20 protein-coding genes are annotated in these 23,012 nt (G+C 38.1%); 18 read left to right on the top strand and 2 right to left on the bottom strand.

Annotated elements, in window-relative coordinates; all coding sequences use genetic code 11:
- The 5 genes from MTCD1_RS14990 to MTCD1_RS14970 all read left to right on the top strand — a co-directional run.
- Positions 1-2,202, top strand: a 2,202-nt coding sequence (locus tag MTCD1_RS14990) for a winged helix-turn-helix domain-containing protein (RefSeq protein ID WP_235013371.1), incomplete at its 5' end; no start/stop codon positions are given.
- A 74-nt stretch (positions 2,203-2,276) separates the two neighbouring features.
- Positions 2,277-2,453 carry a hypothetical protein gene (locus tag MTCD1_RS21265; RefSeq protein WP_157447788.1) on the top strand — a complete coding sequence of 59 codons (177 nt, stop codon included), beginning with the start codon at positions 2,277-2,279 and terminating at the stop codon, positions 2,451-2,453.
- 215 nt (positions 2,454-2,668) lie between these two features.
- Positions 2,669-2,932 (top strand): hypothetical protein, encoded by a 264-nt coding sequence (locus MTCD1_RS14980; protein WP_057179861.1) that lies wholly within the window; start codon positions 2,669-2,671, stop codon positions 2,930-2,932.
- Positions 2,933-3,539: 607 nt separating this feature from the next.
- Positions 3,540-4,553 (top strand): FHA domain-containing protein, encoded by a 1,014-nt coding sequence (locus tag MTCD1_RS14975; RefSeq protein WP_057179862.1) that lies wholly within the window; start codon positions 3,540-3,542, stop codon positions 4,551-4,553.
- On the top strand, positions 4,546-7,245 hold the full coding sequence (locus MTCD1_RS14970; RefSeq protein WP_057179863.1) for a serine/threonine-protein kinase: 2,700 nt from the start codon (positions 4,546-4,548) through the stop codon (positions 7,243-7,245). The genes MTCD1_RS14975 and MTCD1_RS14970 overlap by 8 nt, the downstream gene beginning before the upstream one ends.
- Positions 7,246-7,301: 56 nt before the next feature.
- Here the strand turns inward: MTCD1_RS14970 and MTCD1_RS14965 are convergent, their stop codons facing one another.
- Positions 7,302-7,688, bottom strand: coding sequence for a hypothetical protein (locus MTCD1_RS14965; protein WP_057179864.1), 387 nt, complete (start codon positions 7,686-7,688; stop codon positions 7,302-7,304).
- Positions 7,689-8,140: 452 nt separating this feature from the next.
- Here MTCD1_RS14965 and MTCD1_RS14960 point away from each other — a divergent pair, with 452 nt between their 5' ends.
- From MTCD1_RS14960 to panP, 6 genes are all read left to right on the top strand, one after another.
- Positions 8,141-8,542 carry a hypothetical protein gene (locus tag MTCD1_RS14960; RefSeq protein ID WP_057179865.1) on the top strand — a complete coding sequence of 134 codons (402 nt, stop codon included), beginning with the start codon at positions 8,141-8,143 and terminating at the stop codon, positions 8,540-8,542.
- A gap of 87 nt (positions 8,543-8,629) precedes the next feature.
- Positions 8,630-8,839 (top strand): hypothetical protein, encoded by a 210-nt coding sequence (locus MTCD1_RS14955; protein ID WP_057179866.1) that lies wholly within the window; start codon positions 8,630-8,632, stop codon positions 8,837-8,839.
- Between the two features lie 716 nt (positions 8,840-9,555).
- Positions 9,556-10,536 (top strand): ABC transporter ATP-binding protein, encoded by a 981-nt coding sequence (locus MTCD1_RS14950; protein WP_057179867.1) that lies wholly within the window; start codon positions 9,556-9,558, stop codon positions 10,534-10,536.
- Positions 10,537-11,301: an ABC transporter permease gene (locus tag MTCD1_RS14945; protein WP_057179868.1), complete on the top strand. Its 765-nt coding sequence runs from the start codon at positions 10,537-10,539 to the stop codon at positions 11,299-11,301.
- Between the two features lies 1 nt (position 11,302).
- Positions 11,303-12,058 carry a tRNA (guanine(46)-N(7))-methyltransferase TrmB gene (trmB, locus tag MTCD1_RS14940; RefSeq protein WP_082606418.1) on the top strand — a complete coding sequence of 252 codons (756 nt, stop codon included), beginning with the start codon at positions 11,303-11,305 and terminating at the stop codon, positions 12,056-12,058.
- Positions 12,059-12,224: 166 nt separating this feature from the next.
- Entirely contained in the window at positions 12,225-13,856 is a 1,632-nt protein-coding gene (gene panP / locus MTCD1_RS14935) for a pyridoxal-dependent aspartate 1-decarboxylase PanP (protein WP_057179869.1), read from the top strand.
- A 208-nt stretch (positions 13,857-14,064) separates the two neighbouring features.
- Here the strand turns inward: panP and nagB are convergent, their stop codons facing one another.
- Positions 14,065-14,871, bottom strand: a complete 807-nt coding sequence (gene nagB, locus MTCD1_RS14930; protein ID WP_057179870.1) for a glucosamine-6-phosphate deaminase — start codon at positions 14,869-14,871, stop codon at positions 14,065-14,067.
- Between the two features lie 279 nt (positions 14,872-15,150).
- Between nagB and MTCD1_RS14925 the strand changes: the two genes are divergently transcribed.
- From MTCD1_RS14925 to MTCD1_RS14895, 7 genes are all read left to right on the top strand, one after another.
- The gene (locus tag MTCD1_RS14925; protein WP_057179871.1) at positions 15,151-16,608 is read left to right on the top strand and encodes an HDOD domain-containing protein; all 1,458 of its coding nucleotides are present in this window, start codon (positions 15,151-15,153) and stop codon (positions 16,606-16,608) included.
- 131 nt (positions 16,609-16,739) lie between these two features.
- Positions 16,740-17,285 carry a YcxB family protein gene (locus MTCD1_RS14920; RefSeq protein ID WP_438819291.1) on the top strand — a complete coding sequence of 182 codons (546 nt, stop codon included), beginning with the start codon at positions 16,740-16,742 and terminating at the stop codon, positions 17,283-17,285.
- A 36-nt stretch (positions 17,286-17,321) separates the two neighbouring features.
- Positions 17,322-18,191 carry a sulfite exporter TauE/SafE family protein gene (locus tag MTCD1_RS14915; protein ID WP_057179872.1) on the top strand — a complete coding sequence of 290 codons (870 nt, stop codon included), beginning with the start codon at positions 17,322-17,324 and terminating at the stop codon, positions 18,189-18,191.
- A gap of 116 nt (positions 18,192-18,307) precedes the next feature.
- Complete coding sequence (locus tag MTCD1_RS14910) at positions 18,308-19,318, top strand: extracellular solute-binding protein (protein WP_057179873.1); 1,011 nt, start codon at positions 18,308-18,310, stop codon at positions 19,316-19,318.
- The gene (locus MTCD1_RS14905; protein WP_082606419.1) at positions 19,315-20,943 is read left to right on the top strand and encodes an ABC transporter permease; all 1,629 of its coding nucleotides are present in this window, start codon (positions 19,315-19,317) and stop codon (positions 20,941-20,943) included. Before MTCD1_RS14910 ends, MTCD1_RS14905 begins: the two co-directional genes overlap by 4 nt.
- Entirely contained in the window at positions 20,940-22,016 is a 1,077-nt protein-coding gene (locus MTCD1_RS14900; RefSeq protein WP_057179874.1) for an ABC transporter ATP-binding protein, read from the top strand. The genes MTCD1_RS14905 and MTCD1_RS14900 overlap by 4 nt, the downstream gene beginning before the upstream one ends.
- 125 nt (positions 22,017-22,141) lie before the next feature.
- Entirely contained in the window at positions 22,142-22,912 is a 771-nt protein-coding gene (locus tag MTCD1_RS14895; protein WP_057179875.1) for a response regulator transcription factor, read from the top strand.
- Positions 22,913-23,012 lie beyond the last annotated feature (100 nt).

The following is a 23,012-nucleotide window of genomic DNA, read 5'->3' as shown; positions in this document are numbered from 1 at the left end:
TTTTACCTTACGACAAGAAGCCCTAGAATGAGGGGGTATTCACTTTTATTGGCTAAAAGTGAACCCCGAAACTTGAGAATGAAGTATCAGCTAGCTAATTTAACCTTTTGCCCGGCGACTAAAACCGTGGTTAAAGCGGACGGTTCTGTTGAAAAGTTACGGCCACAATTAGCCAATATCTTAACTTTATTTATTGAAAATAAAGGCCAGTTGATTAGCTCTGAGCTTTTACATAGCAGTGTCTGGAAGAAACGTACCGTAGAAGATAAAACGGTGCAGGCGGCGTTAACAAAACTGAGAGCAAGTTTAGGTTGGCAAGCAGATGAAAACCTTATAAATGAAAGAAGTGAAGGTTATCGCTTAGTTTGTGAAGTAACCGAACTCATTGAATCAATCGAGGAAAAAATCGATAAACCGGCAGAGACACTCGCTGAAAAAATAACAACAAACACTATTGTTAAACCTTTATATGCCGCCTTATACGTTTCGCTAACGTTAACTTTAATAATCATGTTATATGTCCACTTTAGTACTGACCACTCAGTAAATGGTAAAACATTTACCACAAAACCCATTACCTATATTAAAGGTCAGGAGCTGAACCCCAGTCTATCTCCTGATGGTAAATACCTAGCTTTTACTCATGCTAAAAGTAAAACCTTGCAATATCAGGTTAAAGTTAAGTTATTGTCGAGTAATCAGTTCTTATCGGTGGATGAGGCAGAATTTTCAAGTACGCCTAGTTGGAGTCGTAATGGTTCAACTTTATATTATCAGGCCTTTACACAAGAAGAATGCTGGGTAAAAAAGGTAGAACTTATTGGTGAAATGACTTTTGCGAAACCCGAAATTATTACGTCATGCGGTAAAGAAAAAAGCGAAAGCCCAGTGGTGGTAGATAATGATAATGAGTGGTTGTACTTCTCTTATAAAACCGCACTAAATAAGCCAATGCAAATTAAGCGCATCAACTTAAATACTGAGAAAGTGCAACAACTAACTAGTCCAACGGAAGATGCCTACGGTGACTACAGTTTAAGCTTAAGTCCTGATGGAAAAACCTTAGCTATATTAACGTTTGACTCTGCGGCTCTTGGTCGTGCTTACCTTATGAATTTGCAAACTAAAGAGCAAGTTTTAGCCTTTAGCTATAGTCACCTTTTATATAATGTATCTTGGGCAAAGGATGGGGAATCGTTCTTTTATATCGACCAAGACGCTTATATTGTGCAATTTAATCTAGCTAAAAAATCTCACCGCCAAATAACAAAACTGAGCCAACCTTCGCAAACCATTCAAGTGATTAAAGACCATCATTTTTTAGTGGGTTTTGGTGAGTTTTATATAAGTGATTTATATAAGGCGACATTAGGCTCTTATAAAACCGTACAGCTGCAAGAAAGCTATTTTAATGATCATTCAATTACACCAATAAGCACATCACCGGAGCAATATGTTTTTGTTTCCAATCGATCTGGGCTACAACAAATTTGGCTATATAATAATGGCAGCTTAAAACAGCTGACCCACTATCAAAAGTCGCTATCAATTAAAGAACTCAATTTGTCTGGTAATGCTAGCGCATTAGTTTATTTAACCGATGCAAGGTTAAATGTGATGGATTTAAAACCAAAGCAACCACGTTATCAACAAGTAGCTAGCAGTGATGCGTTATTTAGAAGCCCAATCTGGCACTGTAATAACCATACCATATTGGCTTCGACCAAGATTAAGGATGTCTGGTCTTTAGCTGAAATTAAGCCATCAACCGGCACTGTTAATATTCTCTTGCAAGGAGTCACGGGCATTAAAGCAGATTGTAACAATGATAAATACTATGTTACCCAGGAAGAAAAGTTTGGCATCTATTTATTAAGTAACTTAGCCAATCACTTACTTGGTGATTTACCCGAAAAGTTACCCGAGAGTTTATCTGAGAATATTCAAGCAATACCCTATTTAGCAGATTATTATTTGGGTAGTGGCAGGCAATGGTTAGTAGATAATGATGTTGCTTACTTTGTCCATCAACGAGCATTTTACTCAACAATACTTAATGGCAGTACTGAGCCAGTAAAACACATGAGCAACATAAATCTGAAAGAGTTCAAGATATTAGACGCAAAGCTCTACTTCAGTGAAAAAGTACTTAACGATTCATATATTGCACAAATATCCGACAACGGCAGTAAAAAGCAGTAAACGGCAGTTATTTATTGTCGTTAATTTGCCGTAGTTTAACTCCATCTAAGCGCTAATTTTTAAAGATGGAAACCATGAATAAAATAATTACTGTTATCACTCTGTTATTCCTTACGCTATTCATTAGCACTGCTTCTGCTCAAAGCCCTGGTCAAGAACATGATTTCAGCGGCACCGCCAAAGGCGAGCAAAAAACGCCAATAATCATTTTTTGCATGCCTTTTCCGTCTTGTGAAAAAGATGAAAAATAAGGGCCAAAGCCAGTAATTATTTTTAAGTCATTACTGATATTAATTACTTTTAATTGTTATGAGTGGCGATGGGCTGACAGAAATTGCTAAAGATATTGACAATACATGGACAGAGTCACAGCTCTTAATCTATCAAACGCTAGCGTTATTCGTCATCAACATTGATGTAGGCCTCTATATTTCCCACGCTTTTGTGGGCAAGGAAACAAAAAATCATGCATGCAATGCTATCCCTAGATTTAGATAAAAAGACTTCGACAGAGCAACGTGAAAAATTTTATGCGCACATAAGAGATAGTGGCTGGATGACCTTAGCTAAGGTCACGACAACGTGGTTCACTTGTTATAGAGACTCGGTAACAGAAGCAAGAATCATCGCTGAAGTGAAACAAGATGTAGCAGCTGCAGCTAAGTATTCAGGGGTTACTTCTTATGATGCCGTGGTGAATGTCAGCCAATCGAAGCCAAGTTCATTTTAAAAATAAATAGGCTGATGCAAGACTCGCTAAATAAACTAGCAACCAAGACATCCTTAATTGCTCGTTTAATAACGTAATAGAGCAACTAACGCAACACTGGTTGCCCTCTTATTATTACATTTTTGTGAGCTCTTTAACGGTTTGATAAATACTCTTTGCCAGCTCAGTCTTCATGGTCTTATCAAACAAGCTAGTACACTCGCCATCATATTTTCTTACCTTTTTACGGTAACTTTGGCTAGGATGCGCTTAAAAAATAAATCATAACTGTTTATTATTCTTAATTAACGTATTGATTTAGCACTCACTTCCTTAGTGATGAATACCTTCATTATTATGCCTGCACCAGACTAGCTAATACAATATTACTGTTGATTTAAATAGATATTTCGTTGTTAATTGTTACTTGAACCTTAGCTAGGTAAGAGTAAATAAGGACTAAAGTATTGTATTCTCGATGCTTTTTTAGGCTGTTTTTTAGTTAGTTACTAGCGCGTAATACGAGAAGTTAGTATATTCACTAGAAGAGTCACTTGTATTTATATACAATCAACCTTTCCATGCATTTTGCATCCCAGTATCAACTTAACGTATCAATGATAATAATATGGCTTCAATTTTAGAACTTGGTAGTAAAAACAAAGCGTTAAGTTACTTAAATGCCTGTCATTGTTTTGGCCGTTCGCCGACTAATGTTGATACTGTTATCAATGCTCAGGAAGTATCTCGCATACATGCGGTAGTTGATTGGACCCACGGCCAATGGCTTATTCGTGATATCAGTAATAATGGTACCTGGGTAAACAGCCAAAAATTAGTTAAAGATAGCCCGCATAAACTCAAGGTCGGCGATAAGATATTTTTTGCTGCAAGTGATAGCCACGGCTTTGTCATACAAGACTTGAGCCCTCCGCAAAACATGTTACTGCCTATTGAGCAACAGGGTGAGCACGCTACTGAAACACCCATTATTTTATCCGATGGCAATTTACTGCCCTCAGAAGAAAATCCTGAAATTGCTTTGTTTTATGTGCCGAGTAAAGACCAGTGGTATAAAGAGTTCTTGGTTGATACCGACGGCAGTGCTTATCCTGTGGTAAATTCGGATTTAATATTTTTTGCGAATCAAAAGTGGCAGTTAAAATTAATTCCCTTAACTGAAAATACCGTGTTAATGGCTAAACCTAAATTATTAGCTCATCAGATAAAATATCGTTTTAATTTAAGTCAGGATGAAGAAAATACCGAATTGACGGTAACGACTGATGATGAAAAATTCTCTTTAGCTATTAAAGCACATCATTACTTAACCTTGAGCTTGGCTAGACATCGTGATGAAGACGCAAAAAATGGTATTGATGAAGATAATCAAGGTTGGCGCTTGCCAGAAATTTTAACCAAAGAGCTAGGCTGTGATATCACCCTTTTTAATACCCATGTTTGTCGCGCTAAACAGCAATTTAGAGACATGCTTGATGGCGCTTGTGACGGTGATGAATTAATTGAGCGTAAAGGTAAAAAAATACGTTTTGCTGGTATTTTTTATCGTATTTATAAAGGCAATGAACTGATTGTCAATCGCGGACAAGATAAGATTTCTCTTACGGTATTACATGGATAATAAGTTACCACATTACAGCCGTGAACGATTATTGGGTGAGGGTGGTATGGGTAAGGTTTACCTAGCCCAAGATAACCAATTACAACGACAAGTAGCGATTAAAGAATTAACCTATCAGCCGAAAGATGGAGAGGTTAATCACGCCCTACAAGAAGCACGTTTATTAGCGCGGGTGAACCACGCTAATATTATCCAAATTTATAATGTCCATGATGAAGGTGATCATATCTCCTTAGTCATGGAGTATTTCAATAGTAAAACCTTGACGCAATTTCTGCTTGAGTCCTACTGCACCCTAGTAAAAAAGTTAGATTTGTTGCAACAACTCTCTGCCGGCTTAGCCGCGGCGCATAAAAGTGATGTTATTCATTGTGATTTAAAGCCGAACAATATCTTAGTGAATGCTCAGGGACTGCTTAAAATTACTGATTTTGGCATCGCCTTGATAGCAAGCAACGAAATTAATAATGAGCAGGCCGACAGTGCTGAAGGCATGCAATATGGTAGTTTGCTTTATATGTCGCCAGAGCAAATACAAAAAAAACCTTTAGATTATCGTAGTGATATTTTCTCATTTGGTATTGTTGCTTATCAATTAGTGGTGGGTAGCCATCCTTTTTCTCTTGGTAATAATGGCGGCTCAGCCACTGATATTGCTCAAAGAATATGTCAGAAAACGCCGGAACACGCTAAAAACTTAATGCTTAATGCACCCAGTGCCTTAACCGATTTGTTAATGGAAATGTTAATCCAACCTCTTGAGCATAGAACCTTAACGGCTAGCGCCATAGAAAATCGTTTAAAACATATTAGAACCGCGTTAATACAAGCTGAGATAAGTGAGCAAGCAACCATACCTTTAAGTGAAGTACCTTTGGGTGAGTTGCCGTTATCTGCTCAACTAACAGCGAATGAATACGCTACCCAGCCTATTCAGCAAGGCTTTGTTCCTCAAAGTACGCAAATTCAGCCAACTGAAAACTTACCAATACCCTGGTTTAGACAGAGCAATATAGCCATTACTAGCATGACCATATTGTGTATTATGCTGATTTTACTTTATTGGTTTGATAAGGCGAATGAAGTCGAAAGCAAACAAGTGGTGATATTAAAGCCAACGTTGTCAGATAGTTCAATAATGGCACCAATGCAACAAGACTTGGTTACTTCAGCGGTAGAAGATGCTTTACGGCAGGCAGTGATAAATACTAAAGACATGTATTTAATCTCGCAACGAGAAGTGAATGCCATCACTAAAGCATATCCAGATGATTTGAATAAACTAAGGCAAGCAACAGGTGCATCAGATATTATTTCCACCGAGCTAGAGTGTGATAACAGTCGCTGCAAGGTGAGCTTTTCCCGTTTGGTGGCTAACGAAAATAATGATGATAGGTTAGCGGTGAAATCTGAGAAAAATTGGTTAGCACCGATAGATAAATTTAATGCCATTTTTAGTACCAGCCAAATGCAATTTGCTTCACTTTTTCCTGAACATTCCGAAGTAAACCAATCAGCTTTAGTGCACCGGCCTATTAATGAAGATGATTATCGAGACTACATCGAACTTTATAGCCAAATTAAAGGTCATGGCAATTACAGTGCTGACAGTTTAGATCAGTTAGAAGCCTTGTTAACAAGGTCACCTTATTTATATGCGGCTTATGGTTTATTCCGCGAAACAGCTTCAAATTTATATATAGATACCCGAGATAAAAGTTACCTGAAACGACTTGAACTAGTATTACAAAAATCACCGCCTGAATATAGATACAGTGTTTACCATGCCATAGATAGTTTTTGGTTAGCCTCAAATAGGGAGAACATGGCAGATGCACGACTGCAAGTAAGTGAAGCAAAAAGAAGGGGCGCTGATGAGTTAACCATTTTAGGTTTTGATGCCTTTATGTTTTTTAGCTCTGGTAAATATCAACAAGCGGCTGACGCCTATACTAATGCTTTTAAGTTACGTCCTAGTTCAAATTTATTGTATAACACTGCCTTTAGTTATTGGCGCTTAGGGGATCTCGTTAAAGCAGAAACATCATTAAATATAATGTTAAAAATTATCCCTAATAATTATAATGCAATTAGTTTACAGGCAAATATTTGGTTACTGCAAGGCAAGCTTGAACTAGCTATTTCTGCGTTTGAAAAAATAGTAGTTAGCTTAAATAAGGGCACTGATTTAACCAATTTAAGCATGGCTTACGCATTAAATAAGCAATATATTAAGTCACTAGAGTTTGCCCAGAAAGCGTTAAAGTTAAGTCCCAAGCACCCTGTTAATTTATTAAATTTAGCCGATATTGAAATGATCCTAGGTAATGAATCGGAGGCTATTTCACTTTATCAAAAAGTAGTTATCATTTTAGCAGAGAAAGATGAAGTTAAGTCTTTAACATATTTAGCGCAAGCTTATAGCCAGCTAAATCAAGCGAGCCTGGCGATAGCAGCGTTAAATAAAGCGCAAACCTTAGCTCCTGAAAGTGGCGAAGTCGCTTATACATCAGCCATTGTTTATAGTTTGTTGAAAGAAAATGCTTCGGCGCTTCACCATGTCAAAGCCGCTTTGCAGGATAATATAGGTGTGGTGTGGTTTAACCTTCCCTGGTTTGATGGTTTATGTGCAGCAGATGAGTTTCAACAATTAATGCAAAAATATGATAATGCTGAGCGTTGTATAAATTAAGCTGATGTTATTTTACTATGATTTACCCATTTCATTATCGCCATGAGTTAATAAAATTAATTTTGAATAATTCCACCATCACTAATAGCTCCAAAGGTTGAAAATGGTTGTTCGTCTACCGGCTGTTCTAATGTAATCGATTGTGCGTTATAAATATTCGCTATCATCCAAAACATATGGGCATTTCTTTCTGCTAAGTTTAATAATCTTTCTAGTTTTACTGGCTCTGACTCAGCCATATTCAATAATTGCTTGAGCAGTTTTTTATCCGTTAAGGCAATGTCATTTAATCTGTCAATGAGAACTGGGTCAGTTTCTGCCAGGGTGATTAACATCTCGGTAGTGCTAGCCGTATTGTTAGCAGTTACTGCAAATGCACTAGGTAAATAAACGCTGCTAGTTAATACCAACACTAGAGATAAAACTTTAATAACTTTGTTCATGACATATCCTACTTAATTTTTATGGCTGAATTTCAGTACTATTTCTGTACTTGGAATGAGTTTCCCTTAAAAGCTGAACATAAATTTACAGACTTACTGCCTCGCAAACCATGACAGCTAATTACAGCTTACTTAATACTGTTATTTATCTTGCTTTTCAATGTGTTTATGCGCAATAACTTGTTATTTAATCATTGCTTAGTATTATTATTTATTTAGCATGTTTTTTTTTAAGTTATGGCTGATATTTTCTCATTCGTAAGGGCTTGTCATTTTTTGTACGATTTTAACGGTAAAAATCATTGATTTTTTTAATGTCAGGGTAATGTCATTGTTGTTGTAATGGTGTGTAATGTTTTTTTTCTTGTAACTATGGAATAGTGCATTAAGGAAAAAAATCATTAACTTCCCTAAGAGTATTTATATATTCGCAGGCGAGGAAGGCAATAAAAATGTGTGCAATGTTATCAGCGAGCTTAGACTTAACTTTTGACTTTAACCTAGGCAATGAGGTTGCAGTTGCAGCACCCCGCATTATTGCTGGCTCACAAAGCTTAACCAAAGTAAGTAGGCAGGATAAAATGTCATGCCAGCAAGATCACCAGCGGCAGTTTGACGAAAGTGCATTGACAACCTTAGCTGAGTATCAAATGCATGGTAAAGGTAAACATAAGTGTTGCCATTGCGCTTATAACTCTGGCTTCAAGCAAGGCTCGCTGTTACAAAATTTCATTAGCTTGGATATTGACAGTTTAGGAGACGCACAGGTCAGTGCTGATGGTGGCTATAAAAGTGTTCATCAAGCTTTTGCCCTAGGGTATAGCGATGGCGTTAATTCATTTATTAGAAGTTAACGGTATTTTTCAAGGTGTTGCATAAGTTATAAGGAAGTAAAAGGGCTCAATGTTATTTGCGGCCAATATTTGCAACCGGAGTAGTTTATGCAAAGTAGAAAAACACTAACAAGTAGATCTGGTTTTACTCTAGTACAAATAAATATCTTGGATAACAGCGGCAAGGTTATAAGAACTTCTTATGAGGTGGCAGACCACAATGAAGATGTTATTGGCCGTTTTGGCAGCTTAACAGAGGCTGAGAGCTTTATTAAGCTGTTAAGCAACTTGAACCAGCCAAGCCTAGTGGCACAATAAGTAGTCGCCTTATAATAGAAGGGCATAGTAATGACAGCTCTAATCGTCTTTTACTAACTATAAGAAAGAATAGAAGTAATAAATATTAGTAAAAGTACCCGCGCAAAGCCAAGCTAATCGTTAATTTCCCCATAAAAAGGGCAAGGAGTTAAAGCTCCTTGCCCTTTTTTGATGCCCAGTTTTTAGTGCCTCATTTTTGTTGGCTCTAATAGTTAAGAGCATCTTGTGAGGTACTGTTGCTATGGTTCTTTTTTATTGCGCTATTCTTTATTGAATTACATGCCTGTGCACTTGGCTCAGGATCGTCATCCCCGTGGTGTTTTAATCGGGGAGCCAGTGTATAAAGAGCAATGGCTCTTCGATCAGAGACTTCGAAGATGACGTATACAAAAAGTTCCTGAGTAAACTACATAGGCATGTTGAATTATTACGTATTGAGCTACAAGTGTGCTTTAAAAAACGCAGTTTTCATGGTTTTATAAGGCAAGCAAGTGCCAGAACATTCTTTTATACTGTGGCTACGATGAGGAGTCATAAATTCAAATGACTTATTGTGCTCAATTTAATATCACTAGTCTCTAGCCGACAGACAGCAGAGGCTTAGTGATAAAGGGGACGATAAACTAGCTTTAGCGGCTAAATATAATATTTGCGCTATTGAAAATAAATAGTTAGGCTCCATATTTATATCCATCCATATTTCACTGGCAGCTAACATGACCTACGCACTAGAAATTAGCGCATTAAAAAAAACCTATAAAGGCGGTTTTCAAGCTTTAAAAGGTATTGATTTAACTGTATCACAGGGCGATTTTTTTGCCTTGCTTGGCCCTAATGGTGCCGGTAAATCTACAGCTATTGGCGTGATAACGTCGCTGGTGAATAAAACGGCCGGTCAAGTAAAAGTATTTGGTTATGACATCGATACTGATTTGGAAAAAGCGAAAAGCTTTATCGGTTTAGTACCACAAGAGTTTAATTTTAGTCAGTTTGAGCCCTTGATGAATATTTTAGTGAATCAAGCTGGCTATTATGGTGTAACTAAATCTGTGGCTATAGAGCGGGCAGAAAAGTACCTAAAGCAACTTGAGCTATGGGATAAACGTGATGCACCCGCGCGGACACTCTCCGGTGGTATGAAACGTCGTTTAATGATTGCCCGTGCTTTAATGCACGAACCGAAAATGTTGATATTAGATGAGCCAACGGCTGGCGTTGATATTGAATTGCGTCGCTCGATGTGGAGTTTTTTACGTGAGTTAAATCAGCAAGGCATTACTATTATCCTCACCACTCACTATTTAGAAGAAGCTGAAATGCTGTGTCGCAATATTGCCATTATTGATGGTGGTGAAATTGTTGAAAATACCAGTATGAAAAAATTACTGGCACAATTAGATGTTGAAACCTTTATTTTTGATATCAAAGAGGGGACCGCGGTAAGTAAACTTGAGCAATTTGTTAAGCAATCCTCCGTCATTACTTATCGACTTATTGATGATCATACCTTGGAGATGGATTTAAATAAGGCGCAAAACCTTAATCAGGTTTTTGAACAATTGAGCGTGGCTAATATTGAGGTACAGAGTATGCGCAATAAAAGTAACCGCTTAGAAGCCTTGTTTGTGAGTTTGATCAATAAAAAGTCCAGCGCTAGGCAAACTAAGCCGCAAAGTGCTGTTGTCGGAGCAAACTAAATGAATAACTCTATTGCCTTAAAAAGTATATTAACCAAAGAAATTCAGCGTTTTATGCGTATTTGGGTGCAAACCTTAGTACCACCAGCTATTACTATTAGCTTATATTTTGTTATTTTTGGCTCATTAATTGGCTCGCGTATCGGTGAAATGGGCGGCTTTGATTATATGTCGTTTATTGTGCCTGGTCTTATTATGATGAGTGTTATCACGAACTCATACTCTAATGTGGCATCGTCATTTTTTAGCGCCAAGTGGCAGCGTAATGTTGAAGAAATGCTGGTAGCGCCGGTACCTAACTGGGTGATTGTGGCGGGCTATGTTGGCGGCGGTATGTGTCGTGGTATGCTAGTTGGCTTGATTGTTACCCTGGTTTCCTTGTTGTTTGTTGATATTCAACTACATAATATTTGGGTGATTATCGCTACTGTGGTACTTACATCGGCAACGTTTGCCTTAGGCGGTTTAATTAATGCTATTTTTGCTAATAGCTTTGATGATATTTCTATTATTCCGACCTTTATTTTAACGCCGTTAACCTACCTTGGTGGTGTGTTTTATTCGATAAGTTTACTGCCTGAGTTTTGGCAGGGCGTTTCGCAAGCAAACCCGATTGTTTATATGGTTAATGCTTTTAGGTATGGCTTTTTAGGGATATCAGATGTTAGTCTTGTGACTGCTTTTGCCGTGATTATTTTCTTTATTGTCACTTTATTTACCATTGCCATGGTACTTATCTCTAAAGGTATAGGACTTAGAACTTAACATGACAGAAAAGATGACAGCTAATATTACCGGAAAAATGACCACATTGAACTCGCAACCAGCATTGGGTGACTCTAAAGCAATTATTAGTAATCAAGCGGGCATTCATGAGAAGCTTGATGAGGTGGTGAAAAAGCATCTTAGCCATGTATTTCAAAAACCTTATCAAGCACACACGCAAGCCGCCTTTGCGCAAATGGATGTTTTGGTACAAGATTTTTTAGTGGCTAACCCTGAGGGTGAAATCATCTTAGATGCTTGTTGTGGTGTCGGACAAAGTACCCGCATCTTAGCTCAGCAGAACCCACAAGCATTAGTGATTGGTGTGGATAAGTCAGCTCATAGAATTAATCGCAATGTTGAAGGCTTTGCTGCGGAAGATGGTTTTAGTGCACAAAACTATCATTTAGTGCGCGCCGATCTTAATGATTTCTATCGTTTGGTGAAAAGCGCCAATTGGCCGGTATCAAAGCACTACATTTTATATCCTAACCCTTGGCCTAAGTCTAAGCATTTACAGCGCCGTTGGCATGGTAGTGCCGTATTTCCACAAATGGCCAGTATTGGTCAGCAGCTTATTTTACGCAGTAATTGGCGGATCTACTTAGCCGAGTTTCAACAAGCGGCTAAGCAGGTTAATTTGCACGGTGAAATTTCTTCATTAACGGTAGTCGAAGCCTCGTCTGCACTGACGCCGTTTGAAGCAAAATACCAAGCTAGTGGACAAGTTTGTTGGCAATTAATCCTACATAGATAATGAATATAGTTAGTAATGTTGACGAAATCACAAGACTTTTGCGCTGTTTTTTATTAAAGTGCGTTTTTCGTGTTAGCTACAAATAGCCAATAAGTATTAAACTTGCGTATGGGCATAACAGTAATTGGTCAAGCAAGTCAATATAGTGAACAGTTAAGTGAACAGTATGAGAGCAACTAAGCGCATTGCCGAGGCAACGCAAGAGTCATTACATCGAATTTTTACTATTGCCGAAGCGCCTGATTCTACTTTGGGGCGCCTTGAGCAAGAAATGTCACAAAATTTGGTTGGTTTTTTAAACAACCATATTGTTGCCAGTAAAAATGCGTTATCGGACATTGAGAAAGATTTTGTTAATCCTCATATTCCTGAGCAGCCAGAATTTGTCTCAGATCATATGCATCATTTGCTCGATAAATTAGTCGCGCAATCAGTACATACCTCTAGTCCTAGTTTTATTGGTCATATGACCTCAGCGCTACCAGCATTTATTTTACCCTTATCTAAGCTGATGGTGGGTTTAAATCAGAACCTAGTTAAAGTTGAAACCTCTAAGGCTTTTACCCCGCTAGAACGTCAAGTTATCGGTATGATGCATAACTTGATCTATCAACAGGATGATGATTTTTATAAAAGTTGGATGCATAGCGCACAGCATTCACTGGGCACTTTTTGCTCCGGTGGCACAGTCGCTAATATTACCGCTTTATGGGTCGCACGAAATAAGCTACTGCAAGCCGACGGTGACTTTAGAGGCGTAGCTCGAGAAGGCTTACACCGTGCTATGAGACATTATGGCTATCAAGACTTAGCTATTTTAGTCTCGGAACGTGGTCATTACTCACTGAAAAAATCCGCTGATATTCTCGGTATAGGCCAAGAGAATGTTATTGCCATTGCCACCGATGAAAATAATAAAATAGATTGTCAAAAGCTGGCAGAAAAATGCCAGCAACTTAGCGCTAAAAATATCAAAGTACTCGCTATTGTTGGTGTTGCCGGTACCACAGAAACCGGTAATGTTGACCCTCTTGATAAAATGGCTGTCATTGCTCAGAAAATCCAATGTCATTTTCATGTTGATGCCGCTTGGGGGGGAGCTACATTGTTATCGAATAAGTACCGTCCTTTGCTTAAAGGCATCGAACAAGCCGACTCAGTAACCATTGACGCGCATAAACAGATGTATGTGCCTATGGGCGCTGGTATCGTTATATTTAAAGACCCTGGCTCGGTGAGTGCCATTGAGCATCACGCCGAATATATATTACGTAAAGGCTCAAAAGATTTAGGTAGTCATACCCTTGAAGGCTCTCGCCCGGGCATGGCGATGTTAGTGTATGCCAGTTTGCATATTATTAGCCGACCAGGTTATGAAATGCTGATTAATCAGGCTATTGAAAAAGCGGAGTATTTTGCTGAGATCATTAATCAGCATGATAGTTTTGAGTTAATTACCCGCCCTGAATTGTGTCTGTTAACCTACCGTTATGCACCTAAGTCAGTACAAGCACTGTTGGCTCGTAATGATAATGACGCCAATAAATCGGTGAATTTGCTACTTGGTCAGTTAACCAAGTTTATTCAAAAACGCCAACGCGAAGACGGTCGCTCTTTTGTTTCACGTACTCGTATTGAAGTGGGTAAATATGGCGGTGAAAAAGTAATAGTTTTTAGAGTCGTCTTGGCCAACCCATTAACCACGAAAGAAATTTTACAAGATATATTAGAGCAGCAATGTCAGTTAGCGCTGGAAAGTGAGAACTTTTTACCTGAGCTACTGCAAATAGCAAAATAATATTCGCATTCTTTAGTGCCTACTCAGCCAATGAATACCTTAAAAAAGGCGCAGGTTAATCAATCGATTAACCTGCGCCTTTTTTGTTTTTCTTTACCGATATTAGCTAATATTTAGCTTGGTTTTAACAAGGAATGCTTGCTTAAATGCAACTAAATTATGATTTTAGTAGTTGTTTATTAGTAATTATATTTTTAGTAATTGTTTATTAGTAATTATGATACAAGCCAAACTCTTGGTTTATCTTACCGTTTTGTTTATCGGCCCACAGATAATACTCTTGATCTGCCAATTCACTAGCCGCTGCTTTATCAAGTAAGACAATGGCATTTTCATGTAGCTGTAAAGACGATGCCGGACAAACTGCCGATAAGGCACCAGTTACCATATCGTTTACTGCCTTGGCTTTGTTTTTACCTGTTGCCATAAGAAGTACATACCTAGCATCGAGAATAGTGGCAATACCCATGGTCATGGCTAACGTAGGTTGAAATTCATTAGCAGAAAATAAACGACTGTTATCATCAAGGGTTTGTTGAGTCAGTGTTTTAATGCGTGTCCGAGAGGCTAAACTTGATGTTGGCTCATTAAAACCAATATGGCCATTTGCACCTATGCCTAATATTTGTAGATCGATACCGCCTGCTTGGGCAATTTTATCTTCGTATGCTAAGCCTTGTACTCTTGGGTTTTCACCCTGGTTACAAATAGGTAAAAAGGTCTTGGTTTTATCGATATCAACATGGTTAAACAAGTGCTCATTCATAAAATATCGGTAACTTTGTGCATTTTTTTCATCAATACCTAAGTATTCATCCAAATTGAAACTGGTGGTATTGCTAAAACTTAGCTCACCAGCTTTATATTTATTAACCAATTCTTGATAAAGGCTAATAGGTGTGCTGCCTGTTGCCAAACCTATAACAGGGTTTGATTTTTTATTGATTAGCTCTGCAACCCATTCTGCTGCACTTATGGCAACTTGTTGTGCATTATCAAAAATAATAACTTGCATGTTTTTTCCTTAGAAAAATGAAATTAAATAAAAGTGCACTGTACGCTTATAGTGTAAGCGATAAAATTTATAATATGATAAATATACTATCACCCTATTGAAAAATGACAGCGCTGTCAATTACTAATGCTGTCTGTTGATATATATATATATATATCTAGCTATCAGTGTTTTTCTAAACATAAATAATTGTTTTATTGTGTTAAAAATTTAGACATATCCGCTTATTGATCGCATAGTTAGTTTATGCATAGTAAAGATAATCGTTGAGAAAATGTTATGAACTATAGAGGTTTACAAACAACAGAACAATGGATTGAACTTATCGCTAATAGTGAGCTACCGGCTATTACTTCTACCGCGAAGATGTTGGATAAATTTGCCAACGATGATAAATCGTCATTGCCTAAATTAAGTGAAGCTATCTTGCATGATCAAGGGTTATCTTCATGCTTGCTTAAAGTTGCCAATAATATTCAGCACATCAGTATTAATAAAGTCACCACAGTATCTCGGGCTACTGTGGTATTAGGTATTCAAACGGTTAAAAATATCTGTTTAACGGTAAAATTAGTTTCTAGTTTACTGGCCACCAAGACCCTTGATATTAATGTCTATGAAAAATTAACTCAGCTGATGGCTAATTCATTTTACGCGGGTATGTTAGCTAAAATGATGGTGCCTACTTACAGTGATGAAGTGCAAGAAGAAGTATACCTAGCTGCGATGTTATATCGTATTGGCGAAAGCGCTTTTTGGAGTGCTGGCGGTGACGTTGCCAAAAAACTAGCAAATTATCAGGCAAAATCAAGCCAAGATTTTAAGCAATATTGTCAACAAGAAATGGGCACCAGCTTTACTGAATTAAGTAAAGGCCTTGCCAGTACGTGGAACTTGAGTGATTTATTAATCAAGGCCTTGGATCAGCCCACCAATCGTACCGATGAGGTGAAAATTATTTATTTTGCCGATAAATTGAGCGCTATTATTGCCAAGCCAGAAGGTAGTGGTGCAGACTATCAACGCTTACTGGCCGATATAGCTGACATTATGAATATTTCGGTAAGGCAGTTAACGGTGAGAGTTGACCATACCCGTGAGCAAGCCGATAAGTTACTGTCATCTTATGGTGCAGAAATTTTAATTCCGTTAATTAAAAGCTTACCTGCTAGTAAAGATTTCGAAGCTCAGAGCGATATTGCTAGTACTACGGAGCCTGCTAGTAAAGATAAAGCCTTATTAGCAGGCTTTATCAAGCTAACTAACTTGATGAAGACAAGTAAAGATCTTAATGAATACCTACAGTTAGCACTAGAGAACATTGCTTTAACCTTTGCTTTTGATCGTAGCTCTTTCTTATTGCTGGTTGATGAGAGAGCTAGTGTTAAGTCTCGCTTGGTGGTTAACAACAATGGCCAAAGCGAAGCCGGTAAAATCAATATTGATCTAAAAAACAGTGATAATGTTATTGCTAGGGTGATCAGTACGGATACCGCTGCGCTGATTAATGATCATCAAGAAGTTCGTTGGCGTGATTTAATTACTCAACAGATCAGTGATTTGATTACTCATGGTGCCATAGCTTTTGTACCCGTAAAAATAGCGGGTAAAGCTATAGGGGTCATCTGTTTGCAATTACTTACGCCAAAGCAAAAGATAGCCACGCAAGACTTTCAACAAGTATGTAGCTTTATTGATCATCTTAATATGTGTTTAACCATGATCAAGTACCGTTAAACTAGTATGAAATAGTATTTTATGCCATAGACACTGCCCGCTATTTCTTTGTAAATATAGAGACAATTAGTTACTCGTTTTAGCAGGTCTTCTGATAAACTAGCGCTAACTTTCTTTGTGAACCGACTTTAATGTCTGTAAATTTAATGACTCAACCTGCAACGATGCAAACAAGCTCCTTTTCTACCAGCTTTACCCTAGATAAAGCGCACTATACTGAATGTTATAGCCAATCTAGTACTTTGACACATAATAAAAAAACCTATTTTAAAGCGAATATTCTAACTGTTTTTGGTTTGATTATTTTGTTATTTACCCCGGTTAACCCTTATGCTGCTTGGTTTGTCATTGTCTTAGGTATTATAGAAACCTTGGGTGTTTATTATCATAAACCTTGGTGGGTGATGAGGCAGATGTTTAGTAAGGCCTCTGGCAGTGAAGTGAAGCTTACTATTGATGAGCAAGGCATACTGACCGAGTCATTTCATATAAATAATCGCATTTTATGGACCGATGTTACTATCGTCACTGAAACTGAGCTAGGTTTTGTTGTTTTTTTTAGTTTGGGTAAAACGGCAATGGGCAAAAATATTGCCAGTAAGAGTTATATTTCTAAAAGTTGCTTATCCGATGAGGCTATTGCCTTTATCAGCCAGAAAAACCCAGTTGTTGCTTAAGTTAAGTCAGCTAAGTTAAGTTAACTCGGGATAGTTATGGCCAAACCAGCATTTATGCGCTTATCAAACCCCAAGTTTATTGGCCTCTTTATCGTCTTATGGGCCAGCTTACTGTTAAGCTCTAACCATGCCATGAACGAGCTGCTGGACTATGTCTTATTTACCTTTTTAGGTACCTTAGGGGCTATTTTTGCTAACTCAACCGGAGCTGGCGGTGGTGTGGTTTTTATTCCCATGTTTGCTAAACTTAACTTTTCTGAACAGCAAGCAATAGCGACCAGCTTTGCCATTCAATGTTTTGGCATGACCGCAGGTGCTGTCACTTGGTGGCATCATTATAAAACAGAAAAAACTGACTTACGTTTATGGCAGGGCTTTAAACGTATCATTTTTGTCACCACCATTGCCGCAATTATTGGCTTAAATGTGGTGTTTTATTGGCAAGTAAGCTCTCCAGCATCTTTGCATACCAGCTTTAGTTGGTTTTCATTAGTACTCGGCTTTTTCATTATCTTAACTATCTATTTACTGCAACCGCACCGCGAGCGTAGTCAGTTATATTATCTAGATTATATTGCTCTTGTGCTCATTGGTTTATTTGGCGGCGCCGTAACGGCTTGGTTAAGTGTTGGTGTGGGTGAGTTATTAGTTATTTATCTGCTATTACGCCACTTTGATATCAGCATGGCGGTAGCCGCAGCGGTTATCGTTTCCGCCATTAGTGTTTGGACGGCAATTGCCCAAGTCCATAACGATGTTTATTGGCAAGTGGTTTTATTTGCTGGCCCTGGTGCCGTATTAGGTGGTATTTTTGCTAAAACGTTAGTGACACATTTATCGGCAATTAAGTTGAAATTGTTTTTTGCTGCTTGGTTATTGATAAGTGCTGCCGTGGGGTTAAGTTAAGTAAGTAAAGAAATAATGATCTGTTACAAATCTTAATGAGAATAATTCTCAAATGCCTTGACAGCCTTTGCTGTCCTTGTACAATTCGCGGATACTATTTTACCGAGACTATTTATATGTTTAAAAAGATGTTGATAACCTTATTTTTTGTATTTTTTTCTATGACAGGTTTTATCGCTAATGCTAGCGAAGAAGTTAATGTTTATTCATACCGCCAGCCTTTTCTTGTTGAACCTTTGTTCGATAAGTTTACTGAAAAAACCGGTATCAAAGTTAATGTGGTCTTCGCCAAAAAAGGCATGGCTGAACGTTTAGCGCGTGAAGGTAAATATAGTCCAGCAGATATCTTACTTACCACAGACATTAGTCGTTTGATTGAATTACGTGATAAAGGCTTAGTGCAAGCGGTTAATTCTTCGATATTAACTAGTGCTATCCCCAAGCAATATCAAGCAGAAGATAATACGTGGTTTGCCTTAACTATTCGTGTTCGTAATATATATTCATCGAAACGTTTAGGTAAAATTGATATAAATTATGAAGACTTAGCGGACGAAAAATATAAAGGTCGTATTTGTACTCGTAGTGGTAAACACCCTTACACTGTCGCTTTAGTTGCTTCGATGATCAGTGAACATGGTGAAGCTTATACTTTAGATTGGTTAAAAAAGTTTAAAAATAACTTAGCGCGTAAACCACAGGGCAGTGACCGTGGTCAAGTGCAAGCTATTCATCAAAACCTTTGTGATATATCATTAGGTAATAGTTACTACTTTGGCAAAATGCTAAAAGATGACAAACAAAAAGTGTGGGCTGAAGGGGTCTATATTAACTTCCCTAATCAAAAAAATCGTGGTGCTCATATAAATATTTCCGGCATTGCTATGGCTAAATATGCACCGAATGCAAAAAATGCCCAAGCCTTAATGGAGTTTTTAGTGTCTAAACCTGCGCAACAGCTATATGCAGAAATGAATATGGAATACCCAGTTCGAACGGATGTGGCTGTTTCTGAACTTGTTGCCTCATGGGGCAGCTATAAAGCTGATAGCTTACCGCTAGAAGAGATAGCAAAAAATCGTAAAGTGGCATTAAAGTTATTAGATCAAGCACAGTTTGATTTGTGATAGCACTGAATAATAGTAAAACATGGAAGTTTTCTAGCTATTTAATTGCCCTGGTACTTATGGTACCAGTGCTGGTTATGCTAGTCGGCGGTATTAGTGCTTCAACGCAATTATTTGCCCATTTATGGCAAACGGTACTGCCAACGTATCTTGAAAATACTTTATTACTCGCCTTTGGGGTGGTGATGTTGGCGTTAATCTTTGGTGTATTCAGTGCCGCACTCATTACCCAAACCAATATCGTTTTTAAAAAGCAGTTACGCTGGTTATTACTGCTACCTTTAGCGATGCCAGCCTATTTAGTTGCTTATCTTTATACCGATTTATTCGATTACGCTGGTCCGGTACAGCGTAGCCTGCGCTCTTGGTTTGGTTGGCAATCGCCCAATGACTATTGGTTTTTTGATATACGTACCTTACCTGGCGCTGCGTTAATGCTAGCCTTGGTACTATTCCCTTATATTTATATGCTGACTCGAGGCGCTTTTGAGCAGCAAGATCAAAACTTAATTCGCGCCAGTCGATTATTGGGCTTAACGGCAAAGCAGAGTTTCTTTAAAGTTGCTTTACCCTTAGCTAGACCTGCTATTGCGGTTGCCGCTAGCCTAGTGTTGATGGAAACCTTAGCTGATTTTGCTACGGTGCAATACTTTGCCGTTAATACCTTAACGACAGCGATATACGATACTTGGCTTGGTTATGGTGATCTTGGTGCGGCCAATGCGCTAGCAAGTGTCTTGATGCTATTAGTGCTGTTTGTGGTATTAGCCGAACAACGCAGTAGAGCAGGATTACGCCATCAAAGCGCTCGACCTAATTTAAGCAGAGAGTTAATACAATTATCTTTTAGCCAGCAAGTTATCGGCAGTATTTTTTGCTGGGCACTGGTTATTTTTGGCTTCTTACTACCTATTAGTTTATTGATCGTTATGGCGGTGCAATACAGTGATGTTGCGCAATTATCGGTGTTAATATCTACCGGTATTAATTCATTGAAAATATCAGTCATTGCCGCGACAGTTGCGGTACTTATTGCTTTATCATTAGGTTTATATCAGCGCTTACATAGTGACAAGTTTCGTCATATACCTCATCATATATCAGGGTTTGGCTATGCCGTACCGGGTACAGTACTTGCCATGGCGATGTTGTCGACCTTAGGGCCATTAGATCATTGGCTAAATGATCTAGCAGAGCTCTTGGGTTTTTCCCCACCAGGCTTAATTTTATCCGGTTCAATATTTGCCATTATATTTGCACTAGTAGTACGTTTTTCTGCCATAGCCAATGGCACTATTGTCAGTGCTATTAAACAAATTCCACAATCACTCGATTATGCTCCGGCATCATTAGGGGTTAATTTAACGGGCAGCTTAACTAGGGTACACTTACCTATTTTAACCCCCGCCATACTGGTGGCATGGTTATTAGTTTTTGTTGAGGCGATGAAAGAACTACCCGCGGTATTATTATTGCGGCCTTTTAATTTTGAAACATTAAGTAGTCAAATTTATCAGCTTATTTCGGATGAAATGCTAGAGCAAGGTGCCTTAGGGGCAATCATGATTGTGTTGTTTGGTTTATTACCGATAGTGCTACTAAATAAGAGCAAGGAAAAAGTATGACGGCGTTGTTAACTATCCAACAACTTTCGATAACATTACAAGACAATGTTGTTTTATCTGAGCTAGATCTTAGCTTAAATAAAGGTGATATTTTAGGACTTGTTGGCGCAAGTGGTTGCGGAAAAACTACCTTGCTCAATGCCATCGCTGGTTTTAATAAGCCAAGTCAGGGCAAAATAGTTATTGATGAACTGTTACTCAGTGATGATAACTGTTGCGTACCAGCGGAAAATCGTCAAGTAGGCATGATCTTCCAAGATTATGCCCTTTTTCCACACTTAACGGTACACGAGAATATCGCCTTTGGTATTAGTAAATTAAGCAAAGCAGAGCAAAATCAACAAATTGATCAGTTACTCACTATTTTAAAGCTAAAAGAATATAGTGATAGTTATATTCATCAACTTTCTGGTGGTCAACAACAACGTGTTGCTATTGCCCGTGCGCTGGCGCCAAAACCTAAATTACTCTTGCTTGATGAGCCATTTTCCAATATAGATGCGCGCCTTAGAAATGAATTAATGGTGGAAATAAGACAGCTATTAAAGCAATTTGATATGACAGCTATCTTTGTTACCCATAATAAAGATGAAGTTTTTACTTTTGCCGATAAAATGGCGGTGATGGCACAAGGAAAGTTACTTCAATTTGATACGCCAAGCGTTATTTGTCAGCAACCTAATAGCTATCAAGTTGCTGACTTTCTTCAGCTTGGCAGTTGGTTACCGTGTCATCTTGATGCTACGGGGGCACAGAGTTTACTGGGTCGACTTGCTCTCGATAAAAAGTGCCTTGAGCAGCATAAGTTGGCTTATTTATTGGTAAAACCAGCACAGCTATTACTCAATACGGTAGTCGCAGGGGATCATCTGGCCAATGCACAAGTTGACTACATCAGTGTGACCGAGCAAGGTTACCATTATTACTTAAGTAGCCTAGACAGTGCAGTGACTGACAAGGCATTGTCTTTTAGCAAATTAAGTTTATACAGTGATAGGGTGCTGTCATTAAAGCAACAAGTATCGGTAAGTGTTAAACCTCATGATTTTTTATTTTTTAGCAAAAGTAATTAACCTTCAATATCTTACCAGCGCTGCAAGTTGTTACAGCTCCTTTACAAGCTATTACAGTCTCCTATCGACTTTGATTTTATACTTTAGTTATCAAATCTAAGTCGTTTAATTTTAAGGAGTCTGTCATGCCATCAAGTATAGAGCTTGTTGAAAATACAACACCACTTGAAACTAACCAGAATGAGCAAAGTTCACAACAATTATTGTTGATTGAAAATGAGCAATACCTAAGCGAAGCTTTTGCAATTCATGGTACTAACCTTGGCTATCAAACGATAAAGGTTAGTACTGGTGAGGTAGTTAGCAAAGAATTGCCACGTTATTTAGTTGATAATCAACCCAATATGATTGTCTTAGATGTAGGTTTTGCCGATAGTGTACAACTGCTGCTAATTCGTGATATTCGTGCGCTATTTGACGGTCTGTTAGTGGTGGTTTCCAGTAAAAATAGTGAACAAGAACAAATTGATGCTTTTACTTTAGGTGCTGATGATTACTTAGTTAAACCGATGAATAATCGTATTTTAATGTTGCGCATAGCGGCGTTATTTAGTCGGCAAAATAATAAAAGCAACCAGGTTGCCTTAGCTAGTTTAACTGTGGGAGATGTCTGTTTACAGCCAAAATCTCAAAAATGCTTTATCAACGGTGCACTGGTGAAATTAACTACCTTTGAATTCAAGTTATTGAAAGTACTACTTGAACATCAAGGTAAAATTTTATCGCGAGATCAGCTCTATAACACCTTGCTTAGGCGGGTATACAACGGGGTTGAGCGTACGCTTGATGTCAGGATGTCGCAATTGCGTGAAAAATTGACTTTGGCTGGTATGAAGAAGAATCAAATCGAAACGGTTTGGGGGCAAGGTTATATGTTTAATAATCTATCCTCTTAGTTGTATTTTTTTCAGCGGCTAAATGGTGTGCAATAGTAGGGGTGTTACCGCCCTTATTATTTGACTATTATTAGCTCAAGAACCATTTTTAGCTTAAATA

Origin of the sequence: Colwellia marinimaniae, from assembly GCF_002207865.1 — a bacterium.
GTDB lineage: Bacteria > Pseudomonadota > Gammaproteobacteria > Enterobacterales > Alteromonadaceae > Colwellia > Colwellia marinimaniae.
Note: the sequence above shows the minus strand (reverse complement) of the source record. Positions and strands in the feature narration are given on the sequence as shown.